Source organism: Phycisphaerales bacterium (assembly GCA_035627955.1).
In the GTDB taxonomy this organism is placed as follows: Bacteria; Planctomycetota; Phycisphaerae; order Phycisphaerales; family UBA1924; genus JAEYTB01.
This window is the reverse complement of sequence record DASPKU010000001.1, coordinates 428,585-451,548: the sequence shown is the minus strand read 5'-3', so window position 1 is coordinate 451,548 and position 22,964 is coordinate 428,585. Positions and strand designations below refer to the sequence as shown.

General features: G+C 67.0%; 22 protein-coding genes and 1 tRNA gene. 12 read left to right on the top strand and 11 right to left on the bottom strand.

Annotated elements, in window-relative coordinates; genetic code table 11:
- Window positions 1-61: 61 nt before the first annotated feature.
- Genes VD997_01855 through VD997_01845 form a run of 3 tightly spaced genes read right to left on the bottom strand, consistent with a single transcriptional unit; the run spans window position 62 to window position 3,272 of the window.
- Complete coding sequence (locus tag VD997_01855; protein HYE60715.1) at window positions 62-1,285, bottom strand: hypothetical protein; 1,224 nt, start codon at window positions 1,283-1,285, stop codon at window positions 62-64.
- Window positions 1,282-2,247: a site-specific integrase gene (locus VD997_01850; GenBank protein HYE60714.1), complete on the bottom strand. Its 966-nt coding sequence runs from the start codon at window positions 2,245-2,247 to the stop codon at window positions 1,282-1,284. The genes VD997_01855 and VD997_01850 overlap by 4 nt, the downstream gene beginning before the upstream one ends.
- Window positions 2,244-3,272, bottom strand: coding sequence for a metallophosphoesterase (locus VD997_01845; protein ID HYE60713.1), 1,029 nt, complete (start codon window positions 3,270-3,272; stop codon window positions 2,244-2,246). Before VD997_01845 ends, VD997_01850 begins: the two co-directional genes overlap by 4 nt.
- A gap of 127 nt (window positions 3,273-3,399) precedes the next feature.
- On the opposite strand from VD997_01845, the gene VD997_01840 reads away from it, so the two are divergent.
- Complete coding sequence (locus VD997_01840) at window positions 3,400-4,329, top strand: PHP domain-containing protein (GenBank protein HYE60712.1); 930 nt, start codon at window positions 3,400-3,402, stop codon at window positions 4,327-4,329.
- Window positions 4,326-4,778: a hypothetical protein gene (locus VD997_01835; GenBank protein HYE60711.1), complete on the top strand. Its 453-nt coding sequence runs from the start codon at window positions 4,326-4,328 to the stop codon at window positions 4,776-4,778. The genes VD997_01840 and VD997_01835 overlap by 4 nt, the downstream gene beginning before the upstream one ends.
- Before the next feature lie 21 nt (window positions 4,779-4,799).
- On the opposite strand, the gene VD997_01830 is transcribed toward VD997_01835, so the two are convergent.
- From VD997_01830 to VD997_01800, 7 genes are all read right to left on the bottom strand, one after another.
- A complete protein-coding gene (locus tag VD997_01830; protein HYE60710.1) occupies window positions 4,800-5,075 on the bottom strand; it encodes a hypothetical protein in 276 nt (91 codons plus the stop codon).
- Window positions 5,076-5,114: 39 nt separating this feature from the next.
- Window positions 5,115-6,038, bottom strand: coding sequence for a hypothetical protein (locus VD997_01825; GenBank protein HYE60709.1), 924 nt, complete (start codon window positions 6,036-6,038; stop codon window positions 5,115-5,117).
- A gap of 202 nt (window positions 6,039-6,240) precedes the next feature.
- Window positions 6,241-6,969: a hypothetical protein gene (locus VD997_01820; GenBank protein HYE60708.1), complete on the bottom strand. Its 729-nt coding sequence runs from the start codon at window positions 6,967-6,969 to the stop codon at window positions 6,241-6,243.
- A gap of 24 nt (window positions 6,970-6,993) precedes the next feature.
- Complete coding sequence (locus tag VD997_01815; GenBank protein ID HYE60707.1) at window positions 6,994-7,677, bottom strand: fibronectin type III domain-containing protein; 684 nt, start codon at window positions 7,675-7,677, stop codon at window positions 6,994-6,996.
- 382 nt (window positions 7,678-8,059) lie between these two features.
- Window positions 8,060-8,527, bottom strand: coding sequence for a hypothetical protein (locus VD997_01810; GenBank protein HYE60706.1), 468 nt, complete (start codon window positions 8,525-8,527; stop codon window positions 8,060-8,062).
- A 44-nt stretch (window positions 8,528-8,571) separates the two neighbouring features.
- Window positions 8,572-9,525: a hypothetical protein gene (locus tag VD997_01805; protein HYE60705.1), complete on the bottom strand. Its 954-nt coding sequence runs from the start codon at window positions 9,523-9,525 to the stop codon at window positions 8,572-8,574.
- An 84-nt stretch (window positions 9,526-9,609) separates the two neighbouring features.
- Window positions 9,610-12,636, bottom strand: coding sequence for a DNA methyltransferase (locus tag VD997_01800; GenBank protein HYE60704.1), 3,027 nt, complete (start codon window positions 12,634-12,636; stop codon window positions 9,610-9,612).
- A 180-nt stretch (window positions 12,637-12,816) separates the two neighbouring features.
- Between VD997_01800 and VD997_01795 the strand changes: the two genes are divergently transcribed.
- The 5 genes from VD997_01795 (at window position 12,817) to VD997_01775 (ending at window position 16,574) form a co-directional block, all read left to right on the top strand.
- Complete coding sequence (locus VD997_01795; protein HYE60703.1) at window positions 12,817-13,830, top strand: hypothetical protein; 1,014 nt, start codon at window positions 12,817-12,819, stop codon at window positions 13,828-13,830.
- A gap of 100 nt (window positions 13,831-13,930) precedes the next feature.
- Entirely contained in the window at window positions 13,931-14,128 is a 198-nt protein-coding gene (locus tag VD997_01790; protein HYE60702.1) for a hypothetical protein, read from the top strand.
- A complete protein-coding gene (locus VD997_01785; GenBank protein HYE60701.1) occupies window positions 14,118-14,387 on the top strand; it encodes a hypothetical protein in 270 nt (89 codons plus the stop codon). The genes VD997_01790 and VD997_01785 overlap by 11 nt, the downstream gene beginning before the upstream one ends.
- Window positions 14,388-14,601: 214 nt before the next feature.
- Window positions 14,602-16,242 (top strand): AAA family ATPase, encoded by a 1,641-nt coding sequence (locus tag VD997_01780; protein ID HYE60700.1) that lies wholly within the window; start codon window positions 14,602-14,604, stop codon window positions 16,240-16,242.
- A gap of 116 nt (window positions 16,243-16,358) precedes the next feature.
- Window positions 16,359-16,574, top strand: a complete 216-nt coding sequence (locus VD997_01775; GenBank protein HYE60699.1) for a helix-turn-helix transcriptional regulator — start codon at window positions 16,359-16,361, stop codon at window positions 16,572-16,574.
- 1,442 nt (window positions 16,575-18,016) lie between these two features.
- On the opposite strand, the gene VD997_01770 is transcribed toward VD997_01775, so the two are convergent.
- Window positions 18,017-18,089, bottom strand: a tRNA-Lys gene (locus VD997_01770).
- Between the two features lie 271 nt (window positions 18,090-18,360).
- Here VD997_01770 and rpmF point away from each other — a divergent pair.
- From rpmF to VD997_01745, 5 genes are all read left to right on the top strand, one after another.
- The gene (gene rpmF, locus VD997_01765) at window positions 18,361-18,561 is read left to right on the top strand and encodes a 50S ribosomal protein L32 (protein ID HYE60698.1); all 201 of its coding nucleotides are present in this window, start codon (window positions 18,361-18,363) and stop codon (window positions 18,559-18,561) included.
- Between the two features lie 98 nt (window positions 18,562-18,659).
- Complete coding sequence (gene plsX, locus VD997_01760) at window positions 18,660-19,775, top strand: phosphate acyltransferase PlsX (GenBank protein HYE60697.1); 1,116 nt, start codon at window positions 18,660-18,662, stop codon at window positions 19,773-19,775.
- Window positions 19,776-19,783: 8 nt separating this feature from the next.
- Complete coding sequence (locus VD997_01755; GenBank protein ID HYE60696.1) at window positions 19,784-20,797, top strand: beta-ketoacyl-ACP synthase III; 1,014 nt, start codon at window positions 19,784-19,786, stop codon at window positions 20,795-20,797.
- 131 nt (window positions 20,798-20,928) lie between these two features.
- A complete protein-coding gene (gene ugpC / locus VD997_01750) occupies window positions 20,929-22,065 on the top strand; it encodes a sn-glycerol-3-phosphate ABC transporter ATP-binding protein UgpC (GenBank protein ID HYE60695.1) in 1,137 nt (378 codons plus the stop codon).
- Window positions 22,066-22,128: 63 nt separating this feature from the next.
- Window positions 22,129-22,956 carry a prolyl oligopeptidase family serine peptidase gene (locus tag VD997_01745; protein ID HYE60694.1) on the top strand — a complete coding sequence of 276 codons (828 nt, stop codon included), beginning with the start codon at window positions 22,129-22,131 and terminating at the stop codon, window positions 22,954-22,956.
- Window positions 22,957-22,964: the final 8 nt, after the last annotated feature.

The following is a 22,964-nucleotide window of genomic DNA, read 5'->3' as shown; positions in this document are numbered from 1 at the left end:
GATGCAGCAGCTCAATCTGGTTTGGCGACGGAAGCGCGCGAGCACCCGCCGCCCCAACCGGTCAGCTTGAGGCTCGACCGGTGACCGCGACGGCCTCTCTCTCGTCGAGCAGCACGGGCATATCAGAGAGTCGCTGGCTCACCAGCGCGAAGAACCCCTCATCGGTGAGGGTCTCGTAGGTCACCCCCTTGTACCGCAGTTCGACCCGGGCTCCCTCTAGCATCTCCTCCGCCGTCCCTGCGAGCTCGTGCAGTTCTTCGCGCAGGAGTTCGGGGATGTCCGAGTGAGTCGCAGTTACGTACCAGCGCTCCGGGGGGTGGGCGCTCACGGCGGGGAGGAGTGCCGCGTGCAGCACCTCGAGCCGCCGGTTCATCGCGGCTTGGAGGTGCCCGCCCTTGCGGCGGCGGGCCCGGTTGAGCATCTTGACCAGGGTCCGCACCGCGAGCTCGAACTTTGGCTTATCCGCCAGCCGCAGGATGTAGCCGTAGGTGGGCAGGTGAACCAGGAAGCGGGCGACGATGAAGTCGCGGATACGGGTCAGTTCGGTCCCCCAAACGCCGGCGTCGGCCTCGTCGATCAGCCGGAACGTGCTCTCCAGGAGATTGCCCGTTTTCTCGTCGGGAATCCCGACGAGGTCGGCGGGGATCTTGATGGTCTTGCGTGAGGTCATGCAGCCCAGCAGCCTCAGCTCCACGAACTCGATCCGTGCGGTGTAAACGCGGAGCATGCGCGAGAGATCGACGGGGGCCGGGGGGAGTCGCTCAAGATCCGCCTCGACCGCTTGGAGGACGTGCCTGTCCACGGGGTCCAGGCCCACGATCTGCTCACGCACGCCGTTGGGGCCGGCGCCAAGGTCCCGCTGGAGTTCCGGGGGTGGCGAGCCCACGCGGATGGCGTTGGGCTTCAAAGTGGCCGCGTTGCTGGCCGGCGCGGCTTCGACATTCAGAGGCGTGGGGGCGAAGATCAGCGTCTCGTCGTCCGCAATCACTACGCCGATGCGGATGCCCGCGTGCGTGTTCAGCGTTGCCCCGAGCCTCGCGGCGGTAGTCTGGAGCAGTCGCACTGCCTTAATGTCGCCGTACCCGAGGCGGCACACCTCGGGGTCGACATCGAGTGTGATCGAGACCGCATCCCGGCCGAGTAGCAGCCAGCACTCAGCGGGGTCCTCTGCGAGGTCCTCGCTCAACCCCGGCGCCACCACGATCACGCGCCGCCTTGCCCGCGTAATCATCCCCGCGATCACGTCGTCGTCCGCCACCACCATCGCATGCCCGGCTTCGTTCATGGTGTGCTCCTGGGTTGATAAGGCAGGTTCGCCACGTTGTAGGTCGGGTGCTTCTTCTCTGCACCAAGCTGCTGGTAGCTGGCAGTGGTCAGCCAGCTCGCGTGCCCGGCAAGGTACTGAACCTCCGCGAGTTCCTTCCCGGCGCGGATCAGGCTCATGACGTACGCACGTCTGATGTCCCGCAGCGTCACGTTCGGCACCCCGGCTCGTGCCGCGATACGGCCGCCGATGTCGTACATGGCCTGGTCGGTCATGCGGCGGAAGCGGATCAGGCCGCCGCGGTCCACCGGCAGCAGTAGGGGGCCCGGCTCGCGCGAGCGCACCTCGAGCCAGTCTGCCATCGCCTGCCGTGCCGGCTTGCCCAGTACCGCCAGCCGGTCGTACTCGGGGCGCTCGCCACGGATGTGCAGTTGGCCGCTTCGTGGGTCGTAGTCGCCGACGTCAAGCGCAACGGCCTCCGCCCGCCGCAGCCCTGTCGACGCGAACAGCGCCAGCAGGGCCGCGTCGCGCCGTCCCGAGGCCGTTCTGTCGTCGAGACACGCCTTGAACATCACCCGCAGCACGGCCTCACTCACCGGCACCGCCTCCGCGGGCGGCTTCGGCTTCACCCTCTCCAAGCTGGCGGCGGTTTGAAACTCGCCCTCTCCCAGCAGCCCCATGTCGCGGCAGGTCCGCAGCACGCCCCGCAGGACCGACAGAACCTTGTTCGCCGTGGCTGGTGCCAGCTGCTCCATCAGCTCCGCCCGGAGCTTCACCGTCTGCTCGCGCCGCAGCCGCTCCCACCGCACCTTGAACGGGTCCACCTTCTCGATGCCTGTCAGCATCGCGGCCAGGCGTGCGAGCGATTCCTGCACCGTGCGGCGTGACCCCTTGCCCAGGCTGGAGAGGTACTTGGCCGCAGGGGAGCCAGCCATCGTGCGCTCGGGGTCGAGCCAAGGATTCTGCTGCGGGCGCGGGCTCATCCCCGGCTCCCCGCAGGCGGGACCACCGGCATCCGCTCGCCGTCGTCGAAGACCAGCTCGCGCTCCGGCCACCGCATTGCGGCCAGCCGCCCGACGAAGGGCCCCGCGAACCGCCCCTCGCTGCGGTCCCACCAGCTCCCGCCCACCGAGTAGTCGATGCACATCGCGCGGCCGTTCCCGAGGGCTTCATTCACCGCGTACTTCGAGAGCAGACCATCGTCCTGCTGGATTCCGGTGACCGGCAGGCGCCAGTAGTGCCCGAAGACCACCCACTTCTCGCCGTCGTACCGCTCCCACCAGGGGTTGCGCTGCTCGTTGCGCCACTGCCCGCCGGCGTAGTGGGGGTTGGGCGCCGCCACCTCCGGGCCCGATGTGATCAGCTTCATCGGGTTACGGTTCTGCTTTGCCAGCCCTCGCACTACTTCGTTCGGCTCGTCCCCGAGTTCCTGCTTCACCCGGGCCGCGTGGCGGGCGAGCGCCTCGGCTGGACCGCTTTCGCCCGCGAGCATCGCGAGCCCCGCGTCATCCCAGTGTGCGTGCACCACCCGCAGGTCTTCCCGCTCCATCGCGAGGGGCAGGGTTGCGAGGAAGCTCAGGACCTCTTCTCGTTCCGCTGCGGTGGCGGGCCGCTCTCCCGGCCGCAGGGGTTTGTGGCCGAAGATCCAACCGTTGTTGTCCCGGCGTGCCCCCGCGACCGCGTTGAGGTCATGGTTCCCCATCACCGCGCAGGCCCGGCCTGTCTGAACCAGCTTCTGGACCAGCCGCACCACCGCCGCGCTGTCCGTCCCGCGATCAATCAGGTCGCCCAGGAAGACCAGCGTCCGGCCCTCCGGGTGCCCACCATCCCCGTCGTAGCCGAGGAGCCGCATCAGGGCGCGGAGGGCGTCGATCTCGCCGTGGATGTCCCCGACGAGGTCGAGCGGGCCGTCGGGCAGCCGCCGCAGGGCTTGCCAGCGGGGCTTCTGGTCGGCCGAGTTGAGGGTTTCGGGGAGGGGGAGGACGGCAGGGTTCAGCGTGCTTTGCACTGGCACCTCCATCGCCAGTCTACACAGTGATTCTCATAAGTCAACGCTTCGACACTGTCGAGAAACGTAGACTGACGTACTGCTGTCACCCATTGGAGAGAGCTGCCCTTTGCTCCTAGCCTGCGTCATGCAAACCACCACCTCCGCCGTGCCCGACCCGTCCGCACCCCTCGAGGGCTACTGCGACCTGCACGCCCATTCCACTGCCTCCGATGGCACCGACACCCCTACCCAGCTCGCCCATGAGGCTAACCGCGTCGGCCTGCGCACCCTCGCCCTCACCGACCACGACACCACCGCCGGCCTCGCGGAGTGCGCCGCCGCCTGCGCCGCCCTCGGCATCGAGTTCGTCCCCGGAACCGAGCTCTCGTGCGACATCGACGCGATTCTCGATTCGCCGCCGGGCGAGTCCGATGGCGTCCTCCACATCCTGGGCCTCTTCATCCGCCATAACGACCCCGGCCTGCTCACGCTTTGCCAGCAGCAGCGCGACCGCCGCAACGAGCACGTTCCCCGCATGCTCGCCGCCCTGGCAGCCCTCGGCATGCCCGTCACCATGGAGGAGGTCGCCGCCCTTTCGGGCGGGCAGGTCATCGGCCGCATGCACGTCGCCGCTGCGCTCCTCGCCCACAGCTACGTGGCGTCGATCGCCGAAGCGTTCCAGAAGTACATCGGCACCCACGGCCCTGCCAACCCGCCGCGAGAGTTCGTCCACCCGCGTGAGGCCATCACGACCATCCACGCCGCGGGCGGCGTCGCCGTGCTTGCGCACCCGGTGCAGCTCAAATGCGGCACCGACGCCGAACTCCGCACCGCCGTAACCCGCCTCCGCGACATGGGCCTGGACTCCCTCGAGGTTCTGCACTCCGATCACACGCCCGAGCTGACGGCCAAGTACACCGTGCTCGCGAGAGAGCGGAATGTGCTGACCAGTGGCGGCAGCGACTACCACGGCAGCAACAAGCCCAAGGTGCGACTGGGATCGCAACAGGTCCCCGCTACTTGGGCGAGTGCCTTGGATGCACTTCGATCAGCAACAACTTCGAGCGAGTCATGAAACCTCAGGACCTCCATGCCGCTCTCCAGAGAGCCCTCACAGATGCGGGGCCGGCGGCGGGCTCCTCACCCGCGACCGCCTGGCCCACGTTCCGAGACACCTGCGTCCCGGCAGCGAAGGCCCTGCGGGCAGGAGAGCTGTTCTTCGACTGGGGTACGCAGGACGAACCTGATGGGCGGCGGTTCTATGTCTCGTTCCGCTGCGCCAACTGGTGGGTCAATGAGCCATGGCGGGACGACTCAGAGTGCGACCTCTGGCAAGTCGAGCTCGAGTTCACACGCCCCTCCGACGCGGCAAGCGGCGCCCTACGCGCCGGCAATCACGAGTGCCTTGATGTGGACGACCCCGACACCTTTGCCCCGGCCGTGGAGGCGTCCGGGTTGCTGCCCATGACCGAAAGCATGGGCGGCTGGGTGATTCGGCTTACCTGGGAGCGTCTCGAGGACTAACGCCCCCCCCGCATCTTGCGATCAGTTCGCCTTTCTCGCCGGGCACTGGTCGGCGCAGATCGTCTCGCCCGTCAGCGGGCACACGATCTTGCCCGGGCAGTCGGGCCGCTCATCGTTGACGGCGCCCATCTCCGAGCGTGAGCTGGCCGACGAGCACCCGCCCGCGAGGCCCACCACCGCACCCGCCCCGATCAGCCCCACTGCGCCCAGGGCCATTACCGCCACGCTCTTGCACTTGCAGCCCATCGTCAGACCCCCCGGTTTGCGGCCGACCTTGCTGCTCAGAGAGACGAGCACGCCGCAGCACCCGCCCGCCCGGTCGTCACCCTTGCGTTCTCAGCAGTTCCCGCCTCCAAGCACGCGGAAGAAGCTCTCGATGTCCTGGTCGGTGCCGTAGTCACCATCGCCGTTGAAGTCCGAGCCCCGCGCGAAGCACGTCTGGCAGCAGGTCCCGCCCAGGCAGGCGAAGAACGCCTCGATGTCCTGGTCGGTGCCGATGTCCCCGTCGCCGTTAAAGTCGGCGGTGCAGCCCACCCCGCCACGGGGCTCGCCGCAATGAGTGTGCTGGCAGTCGCTGCCGTCCCCGCCGTACGCCCCCGAGTGGGCGTGGCAGTCTGCCGCGGTCATCAGGAAGCAGTGGTCGTTGATGCAGCACGCGCCCGTGTGCGGCGCCGGCGGAACGCACTGGACATGGGCGCACGACGTGCCCGCGCCCGAGAACGTGCCCCCGTGGGCGGCGCACGCCGCGGCATCGAGCTGATGGCAGGCCGCGACCCCGCCGCCGATGATGCAGCAGGCGCCCGTCAGGGCTGGCGGCTGGCAAGTGGTCGCGGTGCAGGCGGTGTGGTCGCCGTGGTAGACCCCGCCCAGGTGCCCGCACTCCGCGTGCGTGCGGACGGAGCAGGTAGTGCCCACGCAGCACGCGCCGGTGGCGGGAGGCGGCGGGCACGCGGCCGCGCACGAGGAGCCCGCGCCATCGAACACGCCGCCGTGGCTGGCGCAGCCGGTGTGCGTCGTCTGCACGCAGGTGTGGTTGGGCAGGCAGCAGGCCCCGTTGGCGGGCGGCACGCAGGTGTTGCTGTGGCAGGCGGTGCCGGACCCCTGGAAAGTGCCGCCGTGGGCGGCGCAGTTGCTGTGCGTGGTCTGCACGCACTGGAGCACGCCGCCGCTCATGAGGCAGCAGGCGCCGGTTTGAGCGGAGGCCGTCGCGGCGAACGAACCGAGTACCAGGGCGAGAAGGCCGAGCACGCGGGTGTTCATGGTGGGTCCTCTGTTGACTGCCTTGGGAGAAGCGGCTTTTTGAAATGGCCGGCAGCCGCGGGCCAACGACGGCCGGAACCAGCGTACCACACCCCCGCGAGTGGGAGGTGAACGGCTGGTCCACCCGGCAACCAAAGGCCCCTTGCGGCATGGCCGAGCAGTTCATCCAGGACTAGGCCATTGGCGCCTTCCGATAAGCCCGCTAAGCCAGAGGTGCGCGGAGTTTCGTGAACGTGGGTTTCCGAAGGTCCGCCAGCGGGCCTGACGCGAAGTGCCGCGAATACACCCCCGAGTCAAACCCGACGATTGATGTCCCGGAGGTTGCCACCGCTGCAAACACCCGCGTCGCTGCGTTCATGATGATCGGCACCAGGTTGACGAACACCTGATTGGCGGGGTAGCCCTCGGCCGCCGCCTTCACTCTGATGGCGTCGAAGCCGCACTCCTGATCCAGGAGTACAGCTGACGCCCCCCGGTCGCGGATGCGCGCGGTCGGGTCGGCGAGCACCGCCCTGAAGTCATCCCATAGAAGGTAGTACCTCGACACCGTGCCCTCACCGGCGAGCAGCGTGTAGTCCACCATCAGGAACTCAGCCCCTGCGCGCTGCTTGAGGCCGCCGTGCTTGAGCATCAGCGCGTTCCAGCTCTGGAAGAGCCCGCCGGTGTTGTGATGACGGGCGTTCCGCACCAGGAGCACCGCCGTGGTGTCCCCGAACGCGTAGAAGTTGAGCACCTTGGGAGTGGAGGTCCCCAGGGCGTCGTGCGCAGACGCCATCGCCCCGAGCACGCCGTCGAACGCCCGGTCGTGGTTGTCAACCGCCTCTTCGAGATCGACCTTGGCCAGCGCGGGCGTGGTGAGGGAGGACTCTGCGTAGAGCCTCAGCGAGTTCCCGAGCCGGTCCGCCGCGAGTTGCAGGGTGTTGGGGGGCATCGGCCCGCATGCTACCGTCAGTCCTTACGCCGCGAGCCGGGTTGCTCTGGAAGCCTCGACCGCCCCGAAGCTCACCGTCATCAACGCCGACACTGGCCCCGACAGGTCGCTCCGTTGGCCCTGGATCGTGTACTCCATCCGCCCGTGGCCCGCGGGGAGCGTGCTGTCGGTGTAGCGCTTCTTGCCGGTGATGCCCACGATGGTGAAGGCGGCCTCGCCGGGGAGGCGGCGGCGCACGATGTAGCTGGTCCCGCTGCTGCCCTCGGGGTTTTTGGCCTTCCAGCGCAGCTCGATGGCGCCGCTCGTGGCGACCAGAGACGCCGTCACGCTCCGCGGCTGCGCGGGTTCGGCCATCTTCGTGGGCGTGGCGATCGGGGGCAGCTGCCCGGCCGAGTACACCGCCTGCGGGTTGTCCGTGCTCTCGGCGTAGGCGCGGATGATCCGCACCGTGTCGCCCTGCACCGCCAGCAGCCTGGCCAGTGCCTTCTCTGCGTTGGTGGTCGCCGTGCGGTACACGTTGCGGGCCGCCTCCTGGGCCCGCACCGCCGCGTCCAGCTCGTCCACCGCGGCCTTGTACAGTGCCGCCTGCTCCTCCGGCAACCCCAGCTGCTCGGCCTGGCCCACGAAGATCGGTGCGTGCGCCCTGCCCCACGCCTGCACGGCCGGCCGCGGCGAACGCGGGATCGGGTTGTTGTTGACGGTGGCCATGGGGTGGTGCTCCTGCAAATGGGTCCTTGCTGACGGTGCGGCCCGGGCCTGCCGCACCGCGCTACACCTCACAGGTCGTCCAGAACGCCCACCCGCTTCAGCCCTTCTGCCCCGAATCCATCAGAAACCGCCTATCACGGCCCCGCCGCTGCCCCGCAACCGCATCCTTCAGCCCCATGGCTGCCGATTCCCGCCCCGTGACGACGGGGAACTGGGCAGGAACTCGCGGTTGCTGGGCAGGATTGCTGGGCTTCGTCCCAGGGTTATCAGGGAACGGGACAGCAATGCCGTTACTGGGCATGACTGTGAACTCCTCCACCCCAGCAGCTCCATGTGCGCGGGCTAGGGGAGGGGACAGGTCATCGATACACTCCGACTTTGCTCAACGACCCAGGCCGTCCTTCTTTTCGCGCTCCAACTGGCTCATTGCGTCTCGGTATTCGCGCTGGAATCCCGAGTGCATCACCAAGACGTGCGCCGAGTTGGTGAGCAACGTGATCCCGTTCGCGAGGGAGTACACAATGGCGACAATCGCGCAGTGCCTGAACCAAGCGACATCAACGCCCTTGGCGACGATGAGCAGGACCGTCGAGGCGTAGAAAACCGCCGCTGCTATGAGGAAGACGGTCGAGAAGGCACGGAGTTTGCCCTCGTGCTCCAGGTATTCGCCAAAAGGGCCCGCGACTGCCGCAGCGAACGCAGCCCATGCTGCAAGTGCTCCTCCGAACAGCACCCCTACCAGCGCGGTCCAAAGGTCCACCGTAGTTTCCAGGAACTTTGAGAGTGCGGCGAACTCGAAGGATGCCCGGAGAATGGCGTACACCACGCCGGCGAGGATGCACTCGACCAAAATGCCCCAGGAGAGTTGAGGTCGGAACCTTGCGAGGGGGTGGCTCACTTGCGCCCCTTCTTTGTGTTCCCGATCTTCATCTTCTTGGTTGAGCCATTTGGCGGCGGACTGACAGCGTCCATTTCACGAATCAGCTGTTCCAGGCAAGTCTTTGTCTCCTTCGTCCGCGCGTTCGCAAGCATTCCGCGAGCCACATCGCGAGCGGTATCGATTGAACCTCGCGCAGCCTTTCGTCCCGTCTTGACAGCTTTACGCTCCCCGTTCTTCACACCTTGGAACTCAACACCGCCCTTCTTGTAACCAGCTTGTGCCAGCTCAGCAGAGGCATGAGGCAGTTGTCCAGAGGCCTGTGAGAGTCCGCGAGGGTTGTACATTTTCTGCACCCATTCGCGGACTCCTCCATCCTGCATCCGCTTGTAGATGTCTTGAGCGCTGCGCGAGATCTCAGGATTCGGGAGTCGCAGCACGACCTTCATCCGCGTCAGCTTGTCGAACGAGGCGAATGCCTCCATGATCTCGTTCTTCTCGGGGATCGCTTCTAGTTCGATCCTCGTGCCGAAGCCGAGTTCGGCCGCAGACTTCCCAAGTATGCGTTGCAGCGACCCTCGCCACGCCTCGGTTCCGAGAAGCGCTGACCTGTACTCAACCGCCACCGCATGTCTGCTCATACGGAAGATCAGGTGCACATACTCCGCCGGAGCCGGGTGGAACTCCGTTCGGTCTTCAACGACACCACCGTCGGTGAGAGTTGGCGCAACCTTTGACCTCAAAGCGCGGATCAACTGCACAACGACTAGGGTACCTCCATCGTCTGCGGTTGATCGCGTGAATGACCGCAGCGCCCACGTCAACTCAGTGGTCTCAGTCGCGGTCCGCTCATCGAAGCCTTCCGTACAGGCCAGCTCGATTACCCGCTCGATGTCTGCGTCACTTCTCAGTGCCTTTAGGTCAGGTTGGTATAAGGACGGCTCCTCGTCTTCGAGGTTGAGCCGATACATGTCGAATTGGAACGGAGAGGTGTTCGCCAAAGCTCGGCCCCCATGCAGCCGGGGGCAATGCTAACAGCAAGTCCCTGGGCGGGTCTACGCCCTCTCCCCATTCAACCTCAGCAGGTTCCCCAGCACCCGCTCCTCCACCTCCGCACGCCTGGCCGCGAGCGCATGCCCATCGGGCAGCGGCTGGCCGGCGCCGGTCTCGGTCCACACCTCCGCCCAGTCCTCCTGCCAGCCGCCCTGCGGGTCCACGGCGGCGTACGCCGCGAGGACGGCGCGGTCGAGCTGCTCGTGGGCGAGGCGGAGCCATGTCGGGCGTTCGTTGTACAGGTTCGTCAGCGTCCGCTTCTTGAGCCTGGGGTCCTGCGCGGCCGCGGCCATGATGGCGGAGTGGCGGATCAGCGGCCGCGCCGCCTCGGGCACGTCGAGGAACTGGTCCGCCGCGTCGATGCGGGCCGCGATGGGCGCGATCCACTCAGGCGGGTTCAGCCACCGCTCCCGCTGCGCGTCGAGCTCCTTCGCCGCGGCCGCGATGACTTTGTAGCACGCGTCGTTCACCGGCTCCTTACCGGGCGGCCAGGGGAGGGGGAAGGTCTCGAAGCACTTTGTGTTGTTGTAGGTCGGATCGTTGCCAACACCGTGCCAGCCCACCATCTGTAGGCTCCACAGCTCGTGGACCGCAGAGTGCATGTTGCCAAAGAAGTAGTCATCGGACCGGGCGAAAACGAAAAGTCGGCTGTCGGGCAGTACCTGAGTCGCCATCCAAGTGAATAGCCGGTGCTTGGCCACCCTGGGGGTAGCCAGCATGCGGTGAAGTGGGGCAAGTGCTCGTCGCATGTCCGGGCGAGGACGGTTCAGTAGCCACCAGCGCGAGGCAGGGCCTTGGTCTCGGACCTCTTTGCGATTGGCAGCGACAAGCGTCTCGATCACCTTGAGGGGAGCCTCGTACTTGGCAACCTCGGCCAGCGACGCGCTGGGCCCAAAGTCGATAATCCACTTCGGGTCCTCTCGCTGTGTGATGTGGTCGCCATTCGCCCACGGGCGGAGCACGTCAACGTTGGCCATGCCCGATGCGTTCGGAATGCCAAGTAGTTGACGGGCCTGCTGCCATTCGATGTCGAACGCTCCCCCCTTGGTGGTCCCCATGTACGAGACCTTTTCGCATTCCTTTAGTGCGGCTGCGGAATGGGCGGAGGTTCCCGTTGAGAGGTCCGGGTTGATCGATTCAACGATGGTGCCGTCTACACGCTTGGGCCCATCGTGGCTGCCGAACGAGATGATCGACACCCTCACTGATGCACCATCAAGGACCCAGGGTCGGTCAGACCACACGTCAAACATCGCCGCTGGACCCGTGAGCCGCTCTAGCACAGTGCGGTTGTTGGTTCCCCGAATGCCCTGAGTCGCGAGTAGACCAACCCGTGTTGTGGAGTGGCCGACGATGGCCCGCCTCGCAAGCTCAAACCAATAGCAGCAGAGGTCGCTAGTCTTCGGCAGATCGTGAGCGGCGAACATCGCCTGGATGTACGGCTCTTCCAACCCTTTGGCGCGGAACACCTTGGAGCCCAGGAACGGCGGGTTGCCGATGATGAAGTCGGCCTCGGGCCACTCCGCGGGGTGGGGCAGGGGCTCGCCGTTCTTGCCGACCTTGAGGATGGCGTCGCGGTTCTCAATGGTCTTGAGCGAGGCGAGCACGGGGTCGCTGGGCGCCTTGAACCCGTTGTCGCGCATCCACTGGAGGTAGCCGATCCAGATGACGACCTGCGCGAGCTCCGCGGCGTAGGGGTTGATCTCGATGCCGTAGAGCTGCGTGGGGCGGACGCCCGGGAAGAGGGGCACAGCGATGTCGGGCCGGGACGCGAAGGTGATGACCTCCTTGTCCAGGTCCAGCAGCCGCTGGATGGCGACGTACAGGAAGTTGCCCGAGCCGCACGCGGGGTCGAGCACGCGGACGCCTGAAAGCCGGTCCACAAACGCCCGGAGCTTTTTCTCAATGCGGCTGGTGAGGGTGGACGCCTTCACATCGCCCTTCTTCTGGGCCTTCCTGTACTCGCGGCGGGCGGCCTCGGCCCGCTGTGCGGCCAGTTCCTCGCACTCGGTGCGGACGGCGTCCCACTCCCGTCGCAGCGGCTCCATGATGACCGGCTCGACCACGAGGAGGATGTCCTCGCGGCTGGTGTAGTGGGCGCCGATCTGGGAGCGCTTGGCGGGGTCGAGTGAGCGCTCGAACAGCGTGCCGAAGATGGCGGGCTCGACGCTGCCCCATTCCTGCCCCGCGGCCACGAGGAGCAGCCCGATCTCGGTCTCGGTGAGCTCGAGGGCGGGTTCCTCGTCGAACAGCCCGCCGTTGAACCAGGCGATGTCCTCGGTGCCGAAGGCCCCGCCCGTCCGCATCTTGGCGAACAGTTCGGTCAGGCGTGGCGTGAGCTGCTTGGGGTGGTGGTGGCACTTCTGGAGCAGGGTCTTGAACAGGTCCTTGGGGAGCAGCCGCACGTCCTCGGCGAAGAGGCAGAACATGCACTTCATCAGGAAGTGCGCGGTGGTGTGCGGGTCGTGGCCGCGGTCGCGGAGGGCCTGGGCGAGCGTGCCCAGGTGCTTGGCGACCTCCTCGGTGACCTTCTGGGCCGTGACCTTGGGGCGGAAACTCTCGGGGTCGGTGAAGGCACGGCGGAGGAGGGCGAGGGCCTCGGGCTTGTCCATGTCCGCCAGGGCAACGGTGTGGACCTCCTTCCTGGTGGCGGTGAAGTTGGTGTGGATCTCGGTGCGGGCGATGTCGCTAACGATCAGCAGCGGCGGGCTTTCGAGGGCCTCGCGGTACTGGAGAAGCTGTCGGTAAGCGTCATCTAGGGTCTTGTACTTGTCCTTGCGCTTGTACTCCCAGCCGAACTTGCCCTTCCACCACACGTCGGCGAAGCCGCGGTCGCCCTTGGCCCCCTTGCTCGCCCCCCCGGCGACCTCCACCCCCTTCTCGAACGCGTACTCGGCCCCCGTGGCGTCGTGCTCGGCCGGCGTGGGCTGCCCTAGCAGCCTGCACAGGTCGATGAAGTGCTCCTGGCTGGCCGCCCGCTCGGGGAGGTTTACGCGGGACCACTTGGCAACGAAGGCGGCGGGGGTCATTTGTCCTGTGTGCAGACCTGAAGGCAACACATCCCCCGTCGGAATCGTGGCTGGCGGGCCCGGTGCTGAAGCTGTCGGTTGGGGCCCGACGCTTGCGGCAACCCCCGGAGTGGAAGCAGCATAGCTGAGACCGCCCCCGGAGTGGTGGCCGGATCTGACCCCTTGTTCAAGGAGCGCACAATGGCGCAGCGTGACCTCGACCAGCTTCTGGCCGACTTCTTCGACCTGACCCAAACTCCGGCGGGAGCACAGATCCTCGATGAGTGTGGGCGGGATTATCACCGCATCACGATGGCCTACCGGGCAGCCGAGGCCGCCTGGACGAAGCACGCCTGGGAGCGGCTGGTGCTCGCCTGCCGGGAAGGACGGATGCTTCCGGGGCGGCTCGGTGTCTACGAGGTGCCGGTCTCGTCTGAGGACCCGAAGCCGACCGAGTTTGCGAGTCACTGGAACATCCCGGTCAAGGTCTCGCGTGCGTGCGAGGCGAGCCTGAACACCGACGATCCTGAGAAATTGGGCACGAAAGCCGCGAAGGCGGCGCTGCGGATGCTGACGACCTGGTTGCGTGAGGAGGCCGAGTTCCAACTCCAGGGCGGCACCAAGCAACTGGACGGGGAGTTCGCGTCGGCCTTCTTAGCGGTGTCTCTCTGCCTTCCACCCAAGCCGATCAACCCCTCAAAGGAGGACCCTGACGAAGCGCACGCCGTGCCCATGGCGGACCGATTCGTTCTCAGCCTCATGGACCTCTGCTGGGTTCATGACCACAAGCGACCCCAGTTCACCACTGTTCCCGCCTCGCTGCTTGCGCTCCCGGAGGGCTCGACCTTCTCGAAGCAGCCCCGCTGGTTTGTGCACATTAAGAAGATGAATGCGGAGACGCGGCTTGGAGGAAAAGACATCACGCAATGGGTGCAGAGTGTGACCTCGATGTTCAGGGCGAAGGTCAGGGCAAAACGCGCTGTGGAGCCTCCGGCAACCGCGTCCGCTCCTGTGATCCTCGAGCCCAAGGGCAAGCCGAGCATGTGGGTGTCCTCGTCAACCCTCATGAACGAGTGCGGGCTCTCAGCCGGGCGGCTCCGCGCGGCCGCTCGAAGAGGGGCTCTGGAGTCCAAAAAGATCGGGAAGCTGCTTCACTATCGGCGCGCACAGGTGATTGACCTATACCCCGAGCACACTGTGCACCTGCCACGCTGACGTACGCCAAGCAGCGCATCATTGCGCACGGACGCGCACGCTGGCGAACAACTCACGGTGAGGGCCTTTCCGGGCGATTCATGATGCCGAAGATGGCCGTATGGAAACGCCGGAGAAGTTCGTCACCCTGATGGAGCTCGCCCGCAAGACGGGCCTGCCGGCCGCGTGGCTGCGGCGCGAGGCGGAAGCCGGGCGCCTGCCCAGCATCATGGCGGGCCGCCAGCGGATGTTCCCGCTCGCCAAGGTGGTCGAGCAGCTCCAAGGCACCTGCACCAAGGAGGTGGCCCGTGGCGAGTGATACCACCACCAGCACCGCGCCGCTGCTGATCGACGCCAAGGCCGCCCGCGTAATGCTGTGCATGGGCGAGCGGCGGCTCTGGATGCTCACCAACTGCGGGGCGATTCCGTCCCGGAAGATCGGCAAGTCCGTCCGCTACTCGCCCGAGGAGCTGGCAGCGTGGGTGGCCTTGGGGTGCCCGACGGACTCGAGGGCGGGGGAGCAAATCCGGCACGCAATGAGGGAGGCGGCCCTGGCGGCAGACGGGCCAAAAAGCTGATCAAGCCCGGGGGGGGCTGAAGCCATGGGAGCTCAGGACTGATCGCCTGCGGGGCGGGGGGAACCTCTCCGCGCGGGTTATGGACACACCGCGCCCAAACAGTGGCCCGCTCCCTGACCCCGGCACCGCTGGCGCGCTGAGGCTCAGCGGCACCCCCAACACTGGCCCGACCCTCGCGCCTCCTCCGGGCGTCCCTGATTGGGCCTGGTGTAAGTTGGCGACTGCGCAGGGCGGTCGCTGGGCGATCCTGGAGCGGAACGCCCAGGGCGAGGTTGTGGGCACAACATTCCGAGACCCAGGCGAATCGAAGCGGAAGCTGTGCAGCGAGGGCGGGAAGCGTGGGCTGATCCTGCCGTGGCCGTTGGACCCTTACGCGGGTACGAGTCAGGACCGTCCCGTGTGGGTGTGCGAGGGCGCCAGCGACACCGGCGCCATGCTGGGGCTGTATGTTGACGCCGTGGGGGTGCCGATGGCGGGCCAGTGCGGCGAGTGGCTCGCGGAGCTGCTCGAGGACCGGCACGTCGTCATCATCGCAGACGCCGATGAAGCCGGGGAACGGGGGGCGCAGAAGATCGCGGCGGCACTGGTGCGCACCTGCCCGTCGGTGCGGATCATCCCCCCGCCCGATGGCGCCAAGGACGCGCGGGCCGCGGTGCTGGGAGGCGCGGCCTTGCGGGCGTTCACCGATCTGTCCGCCCGAGCTGAGATATACACGCCCCCGACCACGCTGGTGGACGGGGCACCGATCCTGGTGAGGCTCTCCGACGTGAAGCCAGAGGTCGTGGCCTGGCTGTGGTTCGGGCGTTTCGCGCTCGGGAAGCTGACGCTGATCGCGGGTGACCCTGGCTTGGGCAAGTCGTTTCTGACTCTTGACATGGCGGCGCGGGTGACCACCGGCAGGGCTTGGCCCGACCGGACTGGCGAGCTGCGGGAACCTGGCGGGGTAGTCCTCCTGAGCGCGGAGGATGGGATGGCCGACACCGTCGTGCCGCGGCTGCTCGCCGCAGGAGCCGACCTGAACCGGATCATCGCGCTTCCGGCAGTACACCAAGTCCGCGGCAATGGCCGCGCGTCTGCGCGCACGTTCAACCTTGCGCGTGACCTGCCCGCGCTTGAAGAGGCGATCAAGCGGGTGGGGAACTGCCGGCTGGTCATCATTGACCCAGTGACCGCGTACCTGGGCGAGGCAAACTCGCATAACAACGCTGAGGTCCGCGGGCTGCTGGCGCCGCTGAGCGCTATCGCCGAGCAGTACGGTGTGGCAATGGTGGCAGTGACCCACCTCAACAAGTCCGGGGCGGGTCCAGCCATCTACCGGGCCATGGGCTCGCTGGCTTTCACCGCCGCAGCGCGGGCCGCCTGGTCGGTGAGCAAAGACCGGAACGACCCGGAGCGGAGGCTGTTGCTCGCCATCAAGAACAACATCGGCCCTGATGCTGGCGGGCTGGCCTATCGGCTCACCCCAGTGGGTGACGGGACGACGGCGCTGGTAGATTGGGAGCCGGACCCCGTAAGGATGAGCGCGGACGAGGCCCTGGCGACGGAGCAGGGCGATGACAACGACGACGGGCGGACCGAGCGCGACGATGCGGCGGATTGGCTACGGGAAGTCCTCCGAGATGGACCGAGGTTGGTCAAGGAGTTGGAACACGAGGCGCGCGAGGCCGGATTCACGATCATCACCGTGAGGCGCGCGAAGAGCAGGATCGGGGTGAAGTCTGAGAAGTCGGGATTTGGGGGAGCGTGGCAGTGGATCTTGCCACCGGACTCTACGAAGTCCCCCAAGGACATCATCGAAGGTGATCGTCCTCCAAAGGGTGATCACCTTGGACGCGATGCCGAGGAATCTGGCTGAAATGCACCGAAGGTGATCACTGGGCACCGGGTGAGCATCTCGGGAGTGCTGCCGAAGTCTCGATCAGAGCTCCGTAATAGTTGCACTACAGGAACGCCTGCTGTATCATTCGAGCGATGACGGTTACTGAGCAGCTGAGACGAGCAGTCGAAGAGTACGGGGAGACCCGTTACCAGATCAGCAAGGCGACAGGCGTGCCGGCGTCGGTCCTATCACGGTTCGTGGCGAACGGGCAGGGGCTGAGGTCGGAGAACATGGACAAGCTGTGCGCCTACCTGGGACTGGAACTGTCGGCGAAGAAGAAGGCGGGCGAGGCCCGCAAGGGGCGGTGAGCCATGGCGAGCGTGTTCAAGCGTAAGGGCGAGAAGCGGTGGACGATCTCGTACTTCGACCACGAGGGTCGGCGCCGCGAAAGGGCCAGCGGCACCACCGACAAGCGGCTGGCCGAGCGCATCGCGGCTGAGTGGTCGGACCGGGAGCTCGAGCGTTCGCGGGGGCTGGTGGACCCGGTCGCGGAGCGGCTGGCCGCTGAGCGCACGAGGCCCCTGACCGAGCACTTCGACGACTACGCCGCGCATCTCGAGTCTCTGGAGCGGGATGCCCGGCACATCGAAGGTACGACGCGGTATTTGCGGAAGCTGGCCGATGCGCTGGGGTGGACCACTCTCGCCAGCATCGATGCCCACACGCTTGTGGCCTACCTCTCAGAGCAGGCTGAGAAGCGGGGAACGGGCGCCCGAACCTTCAACGCGGCGGTGACGGCGTGGCGGGCCTTCGGTCGATGGTGCGCCCGCACCAACCGTCTGGCGGCGAATCCCATGGCGATGGTGGGGACCCGGAACCTTGAGGCCGACCGGCGTCGCGTGCGGCGGGACCTCTCCCTGGACGAACTTGCCCGGATCATCGATGCGGCGGAGCGGGCGCCCACGGTCGTCGTCCAGAAGCCCACGCGGGGTGGCGACGGCGAGCTCCGTCACGTATCAACCAAGATGAGCTATCCCGACCGCGCCTGGGCGTACCGAATCGCGGCCGGGACTGGGTTCCGGGCCGGCGAGGTCGCCAGCCTCACGCCAGAGAGCTTTGCCCTGGACGCGGATATCCCGACGATCACGGTGGAGGCGGCGTACTCGAAGCGCAAGCGGCGGGACGAACAGCCGATCCGTGCGGACCTCGCGAACACTCTCCGGCCGTGGCTGGAGGGGAAGCCCCGCGGCGAGTGCGTCTGCCCGCTCCCGGAAGGGAAGGCGGCGCTCCTGCTACGCGCGGACATGGAGGCGGCGCGGGAGGCGTGGGTGAACGAGGCGACCTCCGTGCCTGAGCGGGTCCGGCGCGAGAAGTCGGACTTCCTGCGGTCTACCGACAGTGCGGGCCGCGTCGTGGACTTCCACGGTCTGCGGGTGCACTACGTGTCACGGGTGGTGGAGGCGGGCGCGAACGTCAAGGAAGCCATGGAGCTGGCCCGTCACAGTGACCCCAAGCTGACGCTGAAGACCTACGCCAAGCTGGGGATGCACAACCTCACCCGAGTGCTGGAGGCTCTGCCCGGTGCGAACCAAGGGCCGAGGACTGAGGCACAGACCCTTCGCGCCACGGGCACCGACGACGCAGACACACGCCCGCAAAAAAGCCCGCACTCTGAGCGCGGAACGGCACCAGAGGGCGCGGCGTGGCGCAACGACGAGACCTCCGGGAGCGACCCCATCGGTGACCATAAACCCTTGCGTTTTACGGGTTCGAGCGACGCGGCGCAAGATGGCGCGGCGAAACGCGGAAGTGCCCCCCGAAGGACTCGAACCTTCGACCCGCTGATTAAGAGTCAGCTGCTCTACCAACTGAGCTAGGGAGGCCTGGATTTGCCCCGGTGCCTGAAGCGGGCGGCCGGTGAGGGCGAACCGCGTGGGCTGGGGAGGGGTAGTGTATCGGGGTCGATGCGGGGGTCCAGTGGTGGGAGTGTCCAGATTGACACTGACCAGCCAACCCCCTACCGTTTCGGCCCTGTTGGGATGGCTGGAAGTTCGGGCCAGGTGAAGGCTTGGCGGGCTTCCGGTTGAGTTCCTGGATGTTCTCTGGTTCGCCCGGTTGGCCGCGATTGGTGCGGGGTAGGGCGGGAGTAGTTCGATGCAACCTACACATCGCGTCAGCCCTGGTCGTACCCGCCGTCGCCGCAGCCACCACGCGCTGAAGCCCATCACTCCTTCGGTGGACCCGCTCACGGGTATGGCGAAGCTGCACCACCGCGCGGCGAAGGACTCCGGGTATGTCCGGGCCGGGCTGCAGATCAAGGTTCCCAAGCTGGGCATCGGCGTCGCGAAGTCCTGAGTCCCCGGCTCTTCCGGCATGAGGCCGGTCTGCGGGGGGACGCGGCGTCATAGCCAGGGACGCGCCTCAACGCCCCCTTGCGCACAGCTGAACAATCCATGCACCGCACACATTCCATGGAGCGGCCGAGTTCGTCCAAGCCTGTCCGGGTGGCCGTGGACATCATGGGCGGCGATCACGCGCCCGACGCGATCCTCAAGGGTTGCGTGATGGCGCTGGATGAGCTGCCCGAGGGCGATCAGATCGTACTGGTCGGGCCGGGCGTGCTGATCCGCGAGATGCTCATTGAGCGCGGGATCAAGGACACCGATCCGCGCCTGGAGATCGTGGACTGCACGGAAGTGATCGAGATGGGTGACTCGGCCGTGGAGGCCGTGAAGACGAAGACGGATTCGTCGATCGTGCGGATGTCGGAGATGGGCTCGTTGCGGCACGCGAAGCACTGCGACGTGGTGCTGTCGGCGGGCAATACCGGCGCGTGCGTGGCGGCGGCGAGTTTGTGCATGCGGCGGCTGAGGGGCGTGATACGGCCGGGCATCGCGGTGACGGTGCCGGCGTTCCACGGGCCGGTGGTTCTGACGGACGCGGGGGCCAACCCGCAGCCCAAGCCCGAGCACCTGTGGCAGTACGGGATCATGGCGGACGTGTACTGCCGGCAGACGCACAAGATCGAGAACCCGCGCGTCGCGCTGATGAACATCGGCAGCGAAGAGGCGAAGGGGACGGGGCTGATCAAGCAGACGCGCGATCTGCTCAAGGCCACGCCGGGGCTGAACTACATCGGGTACATCGAGGGGCGGGACTTCTTCGACGGGGCCGCGGATGTGGTGGTGACGGATGGGCTGGTGGGCAACACGCTGCTGAAGGCGGCGGAGGGGATGGCGAAGAGCCTGTTCAAGGCGATCGCGGCGGAGATCATGCACCAGGACCCGACGCTGGTGATGAAGTTCGAGCCGGTGGTGAAGGCGATCTACGCGAAGAACGACTATCACGAGCACGGCGGGGCGCCGCTGCTGGGCGTGAACGGGGCGTGCTTCATCGCGCACGGGAGCAGCGAGGCGCGGACCATTCGCGCTGCGATCCGCAACTGCCGGACGTATGTGCGGAACCACGTGAACGAGGCGATTGTGAAGCGGCTGGCGGAGATCGAGCAGGTGATGCCGCGGTCCACAGTGGTCAAGAGCGAGAACGCCGACGAGGGCGTGAAGGTATGACGGCGGCCTTGCCAGGCGGGCAACGGCGCGTGGGCGTGCGGATCGCGGGGACGGGTTCGCAGCTGCCGAGCAAGCGGCTGAACAACTCGGACCTCGAGAAGCTGATGGAGACCAACGACGAGTGGATCGTGCAGCGCACGGGGATCCGCGAGCGTCGCATCATCGACAAGACGGCCGGGGAGAGCACGGCGGCGCTGAGCACGCAGGCGCTGCGGAAGGCGCTGGACGCGGCGCGGATGCAGCCGGGCGAGCTTGATCTGATTATGTGCGCGACGATGACGCCGGAGATGCCGTGCCCGGCGACGGCGTGTCTGGTGAGCGAGAGGATTGGCGCGGGCAAAGCGGGGGCGATGGACCTGAACGCCGCGTGCAGCGGGTTCGTGTTCGGTCTCAATCTGTGCCACGACCTGATCAAGGGCGGGGCGTACCGGAACATCGCGCTGATCGGGGCGGACACGCTCAGCGAGCACATGCACTACTGCACCGCGGGGCGGGGCACGGCGATTATCTTCGGGGACGCGGCGGGGGCGGTCATCCTGCGGGCGACGGATGAGGCGGGGCTGGGGGTGCTGGCGCAGGCGATGCACGCGGACGGCAAGGGGTGGAAGGACATCTACATCCCGTACGAGGATCGCGACTTCCCGGCGGGGATGGCGCCGGATGAGGAGCTCAAGGGCTACGTGCAGATGAACGGGGCCGCGGTGTTCAAGTTCGCGGTGGGCACGTTCTCGAACCTGATCGCGGAGACGCTGGAGAAGGCGAGCCTGAAGCCCGAGCAGGTGGACATGTTCGTGTGCCACCAGAGCAACGCGCGGATTCTGCACTCGGCGCGGGAGCGGTTCGGCCTGCCCCCCGAGAAGCTGTACGTGAACATCGACCGGGTGGGGAACACAGTGGGGGCGTCGGTGCCGCTGTGCCTGGACGAACTGGTGCAGCAGGGGCGGGTGAAGCCGGGGATGAAGGTCATGTTCGTGGCCTTCGGCGGCGGGCTGACGTGGGGCAGCAGCCTCTGGCAACTGTGATTCAACCACGAAGACACAGAGACACAGAGAAGAAGATCTGGACAGGGAGGCGGGAGGGCCGGCCTGTGCTGTCTAGTTGTTATTCTCTGGGTCTTGACTCTGTGCCTCTGTGTCTCTGTGGTTGAATCCCCATGGCGAGCGTGACGTTTGACAGCGTGAGCAAGTCGTACGACGGGCGGACGGCGGCCGTGGAGGGGTTCTCGCTGGAGGTGCGCGATGGTGAGTTCATCGTGCTGGTGGGGCCGAGCGGGTGCGGGAAGTCGACGGTGCTGCGAATGCTGGCGGGGCTGGAGGGGCTGACCGGAGGGACGATCGCCATCGGCGGGCGGATCGTGAACGACGTGGCCCCCAAGGACCGCGACATCGCGATGGTGTTCCAGAACTACGCGTTGTACCCGCACATGACGGTGTACAGGAACATGGCGTTTGCGCTCAAGATGCGGGGCGTGGGGCGGCTTGAGATTGATCGGCGGGTGAAGGACACGGCGCGGACGCTGGGGATTGAGGAACTGCTGGAGAGGAAGCCGCGGGAGCTGTCGGGCGGGCAGCGGCAGCGGGTGGCGGTGGGGCGGGCGATAGTGCGGGAGCCGCGGGCGTTCCTGTTTGATGAGCCGCTGTCGAACCTGGACGCGCGGCTGCGGGTGTCGATGCGGGCGGAGCTCAAGGCGCTGCACCAGCGGCTGCGGACGACGAGCATCTATGTGACGCACGATCAGGAGGAGGCGATGACGCTCGCCGACCGGATCGTGGTCATGTCGAAGGGCAGGGTGCAGCAGATCGGGGGCCCTCTGGAGGTGTACAAGCGGCCGGCGAACCGGTTCGTGGCGGGGTTCGTGGGCAGCCCGCCGATGAACTTCATCGAGGGGCGGCTGGTGCTTGTCGCGGGTGGGATGCTGTTTGAGGAGGGGTCGGTGGATGCGGAGGGGCGGGCGTACCGGCTGAAGGTGAGCCCGCGGCATGCGGACACGCTGGCGGCGCATGTCGGGAAGCCGATTGTCCTGGGTTTGAGGCCGCAGGCACTGCGCGAGGCGTCGCCGATCCCTGTAGAGGGCGATCGGGCGTGGCACGCATGGAAGCTGCCGGTACGGGTGGTGGAGCCGCTGGGCGAGGCGATGGACGTGTACTGCTCGACTGGGCGGCACGCGCTGGTGGCGCGGGTGCCGTCGCACGCGGGGCTGGGAACCGGGAGCGTGGCGGTGCTGGCGCCGGCGATGGAGGAGGCGCACTGGTTCGAGCCCGGGGAGTTCGGGCGGAACCTGATGCTGTGAGGCAAGTGAGGGAGTGGCGAATTGACGGAGTGACGAAGCGGGTGGCGGGGGCTAGGGTGGTTGGTGGTAGAGAACCGTTTCAAGCAGTTTCCCTCATCGCTGGCCGCGCAGAGTCGTGCGGTGCGGTTTGGTGAGGTGCCGGTGCTGCTGTGCCACCCGGACCCGAATTGGCGGGAGCCCGCGCCCACGGTGATCTGGCTGCATGGTCGCACGGCGAACAAGGAGCTGGATCCGGGGCGGTACCTGCGGTGGGTCCGCGCGGGGATCGCGGCGTGCGCGGTGGACCTGCCGGGGCACGGCGAGCGGGGTGACCCGGAGATGCAGAAGCCCGAGGCGACGCTGGACGTGCTGCGGCAGGCGGTGGGGGAGGTCGACCGCGTGATCGAGCACCTCGCGGACCCAAACTGGGGCGGGGCGTTCGATCTGGACCGGATGGCGATCGGGGGGATGTCGCTGGGGGGGATGGTGACGCTGCGGCGGCTGTGCGAGGCGCACGAGTTCAAGGCCGCGGCGGTGGAGGGGACAACGGGGAACCTCATGAGCCTGTACGGCGGGCACTCGCCGGAGGTAGAGACGCCGGTGAAGGGCTGGCACGCGCGGCACGACGCCGCGAAAATCGCCGAGGTGGATGCGATGCAGCACCTGCGCGGGTTCCGGCCGATCCCGCTGCTGGCGCTGCACAGCGAGGCGGACCAGGTGGTGCCGGTTGCTTCGATGCGGTCGTTCGTGGATGCGCTGCGGGGGCGGTACAAGCAGGCGTACGCGGACCCTGGGCTGGTGCAACTTCACACCTGGCCCGAGACGGGGGCGCCGCAGGAGCACATCGGCTTCGGGCGGGTGAGTAATGATGCGAAGAACCTGCAGGTGGAGTTTCTGAAGAAGTACGTGTGAAGGCCAGT

Bases quoted from the DNA above. Each gene is read 5' to 3' on its own strand.
- VD997_01855 (HYE60715.1), bottom strand. From the start codon at position 1,285: ATGAACGAAGCCGGGCATGCGATGGTGGTGGCGGACGACGACGTGATC.
- VD997_01850 (HYE60714.1), bottom strand. From the start codon at position 2,247: ATGAGCCCGCGCCCGCAGCAGAATCCTTGGCTCGACCCCGAGCGCACG.
- VD997_01840 (HYE60712.1), top strand. From the start codon at position 3,400: ATGCAAACCACCACCTCCGCCGTGCCCGACCCGTCCGCACCCCTCGAG.
- VD997_01835 (HYE60711.1), top strand. From the start codon at position 4,326: ATGAAACCTCAGGACCTCCATGCCGCTCTCCAGAGAGCCCTCACAGAT.
- VD997_01825 (HYE60709.1), bottom strand. From the start codon at position 6,038: ATGAACACCCGCGTGCTCGGCCTTCTCGCCCTGGTACTCGGTTCGTTC.
- VD997_01820 (HYE60708.1), bottom strand. From the start codon at position 6,969: ATGCCCCCCAACACCCTGCAACTCGCGGCGGACCGGCTCGGGAACTCG.
- VD997_01815 (HYE60707.1), bottom strand. From the start codon at position 7,677: ATGGCCACCGTCAACAACAACCCGATCCCGCGTTCGCCGCGGCCGGCC.
- VD997_01805 (HYE60705.1), bottom strand. From the start codon at position 9,525: ATGTATCGGCTCAACCTCGAAGACGAGGAGCCGTCCTTATACCAACCT.
- VD997_01800 (HYE60704.1), bottom strand. From the start codon at position 12,636: ATGACCCCCGCCGCCTTCGTTGCCAAGTGGTCCCGCGTAAACCTCCCC.
- VD997_01795 (HYE60703.1), top strand. From the start codon at position 12,817: ATGGCGCAGCGTGACCTCGACCAGCTTCTGGCCGACTTCTTCGACCTG.
- VD997_01790 (HYE60702.1), top strand. From the start codon at position 13,931: ATGGAAACGCCGGAGAAGTTCGTCACCCTGATGGAGCTCGCCCGCAAG.
- VD997_01775 (HYE60699.1), top strand. From the start codon at position 16,359: ATGACGGTTACTGAGCAGCTGAGACGAGCAGTCGAAGAGTACGGGGAG.
- rpmF (HYE60698.1), top strand. From the start codon at position 18,361: ATGCAACCTACACATCGCGTCAGCCCTGGTCGTACCCGCCGTCGCCGC.
- plsX (HYE60697.1), top strand. From the start codon at position 18,660: ATGCACCGCACACATTCCATGGAGCGGCCGAGTTCGTCCAAGCCTGTC.
- ugpC (HYE60695.1), top strand. From the start codon at position 20,929: ATGGCGAGCGTGACGTTTGACAGCGTGAGCAAGTCGTACGACGGGCGG.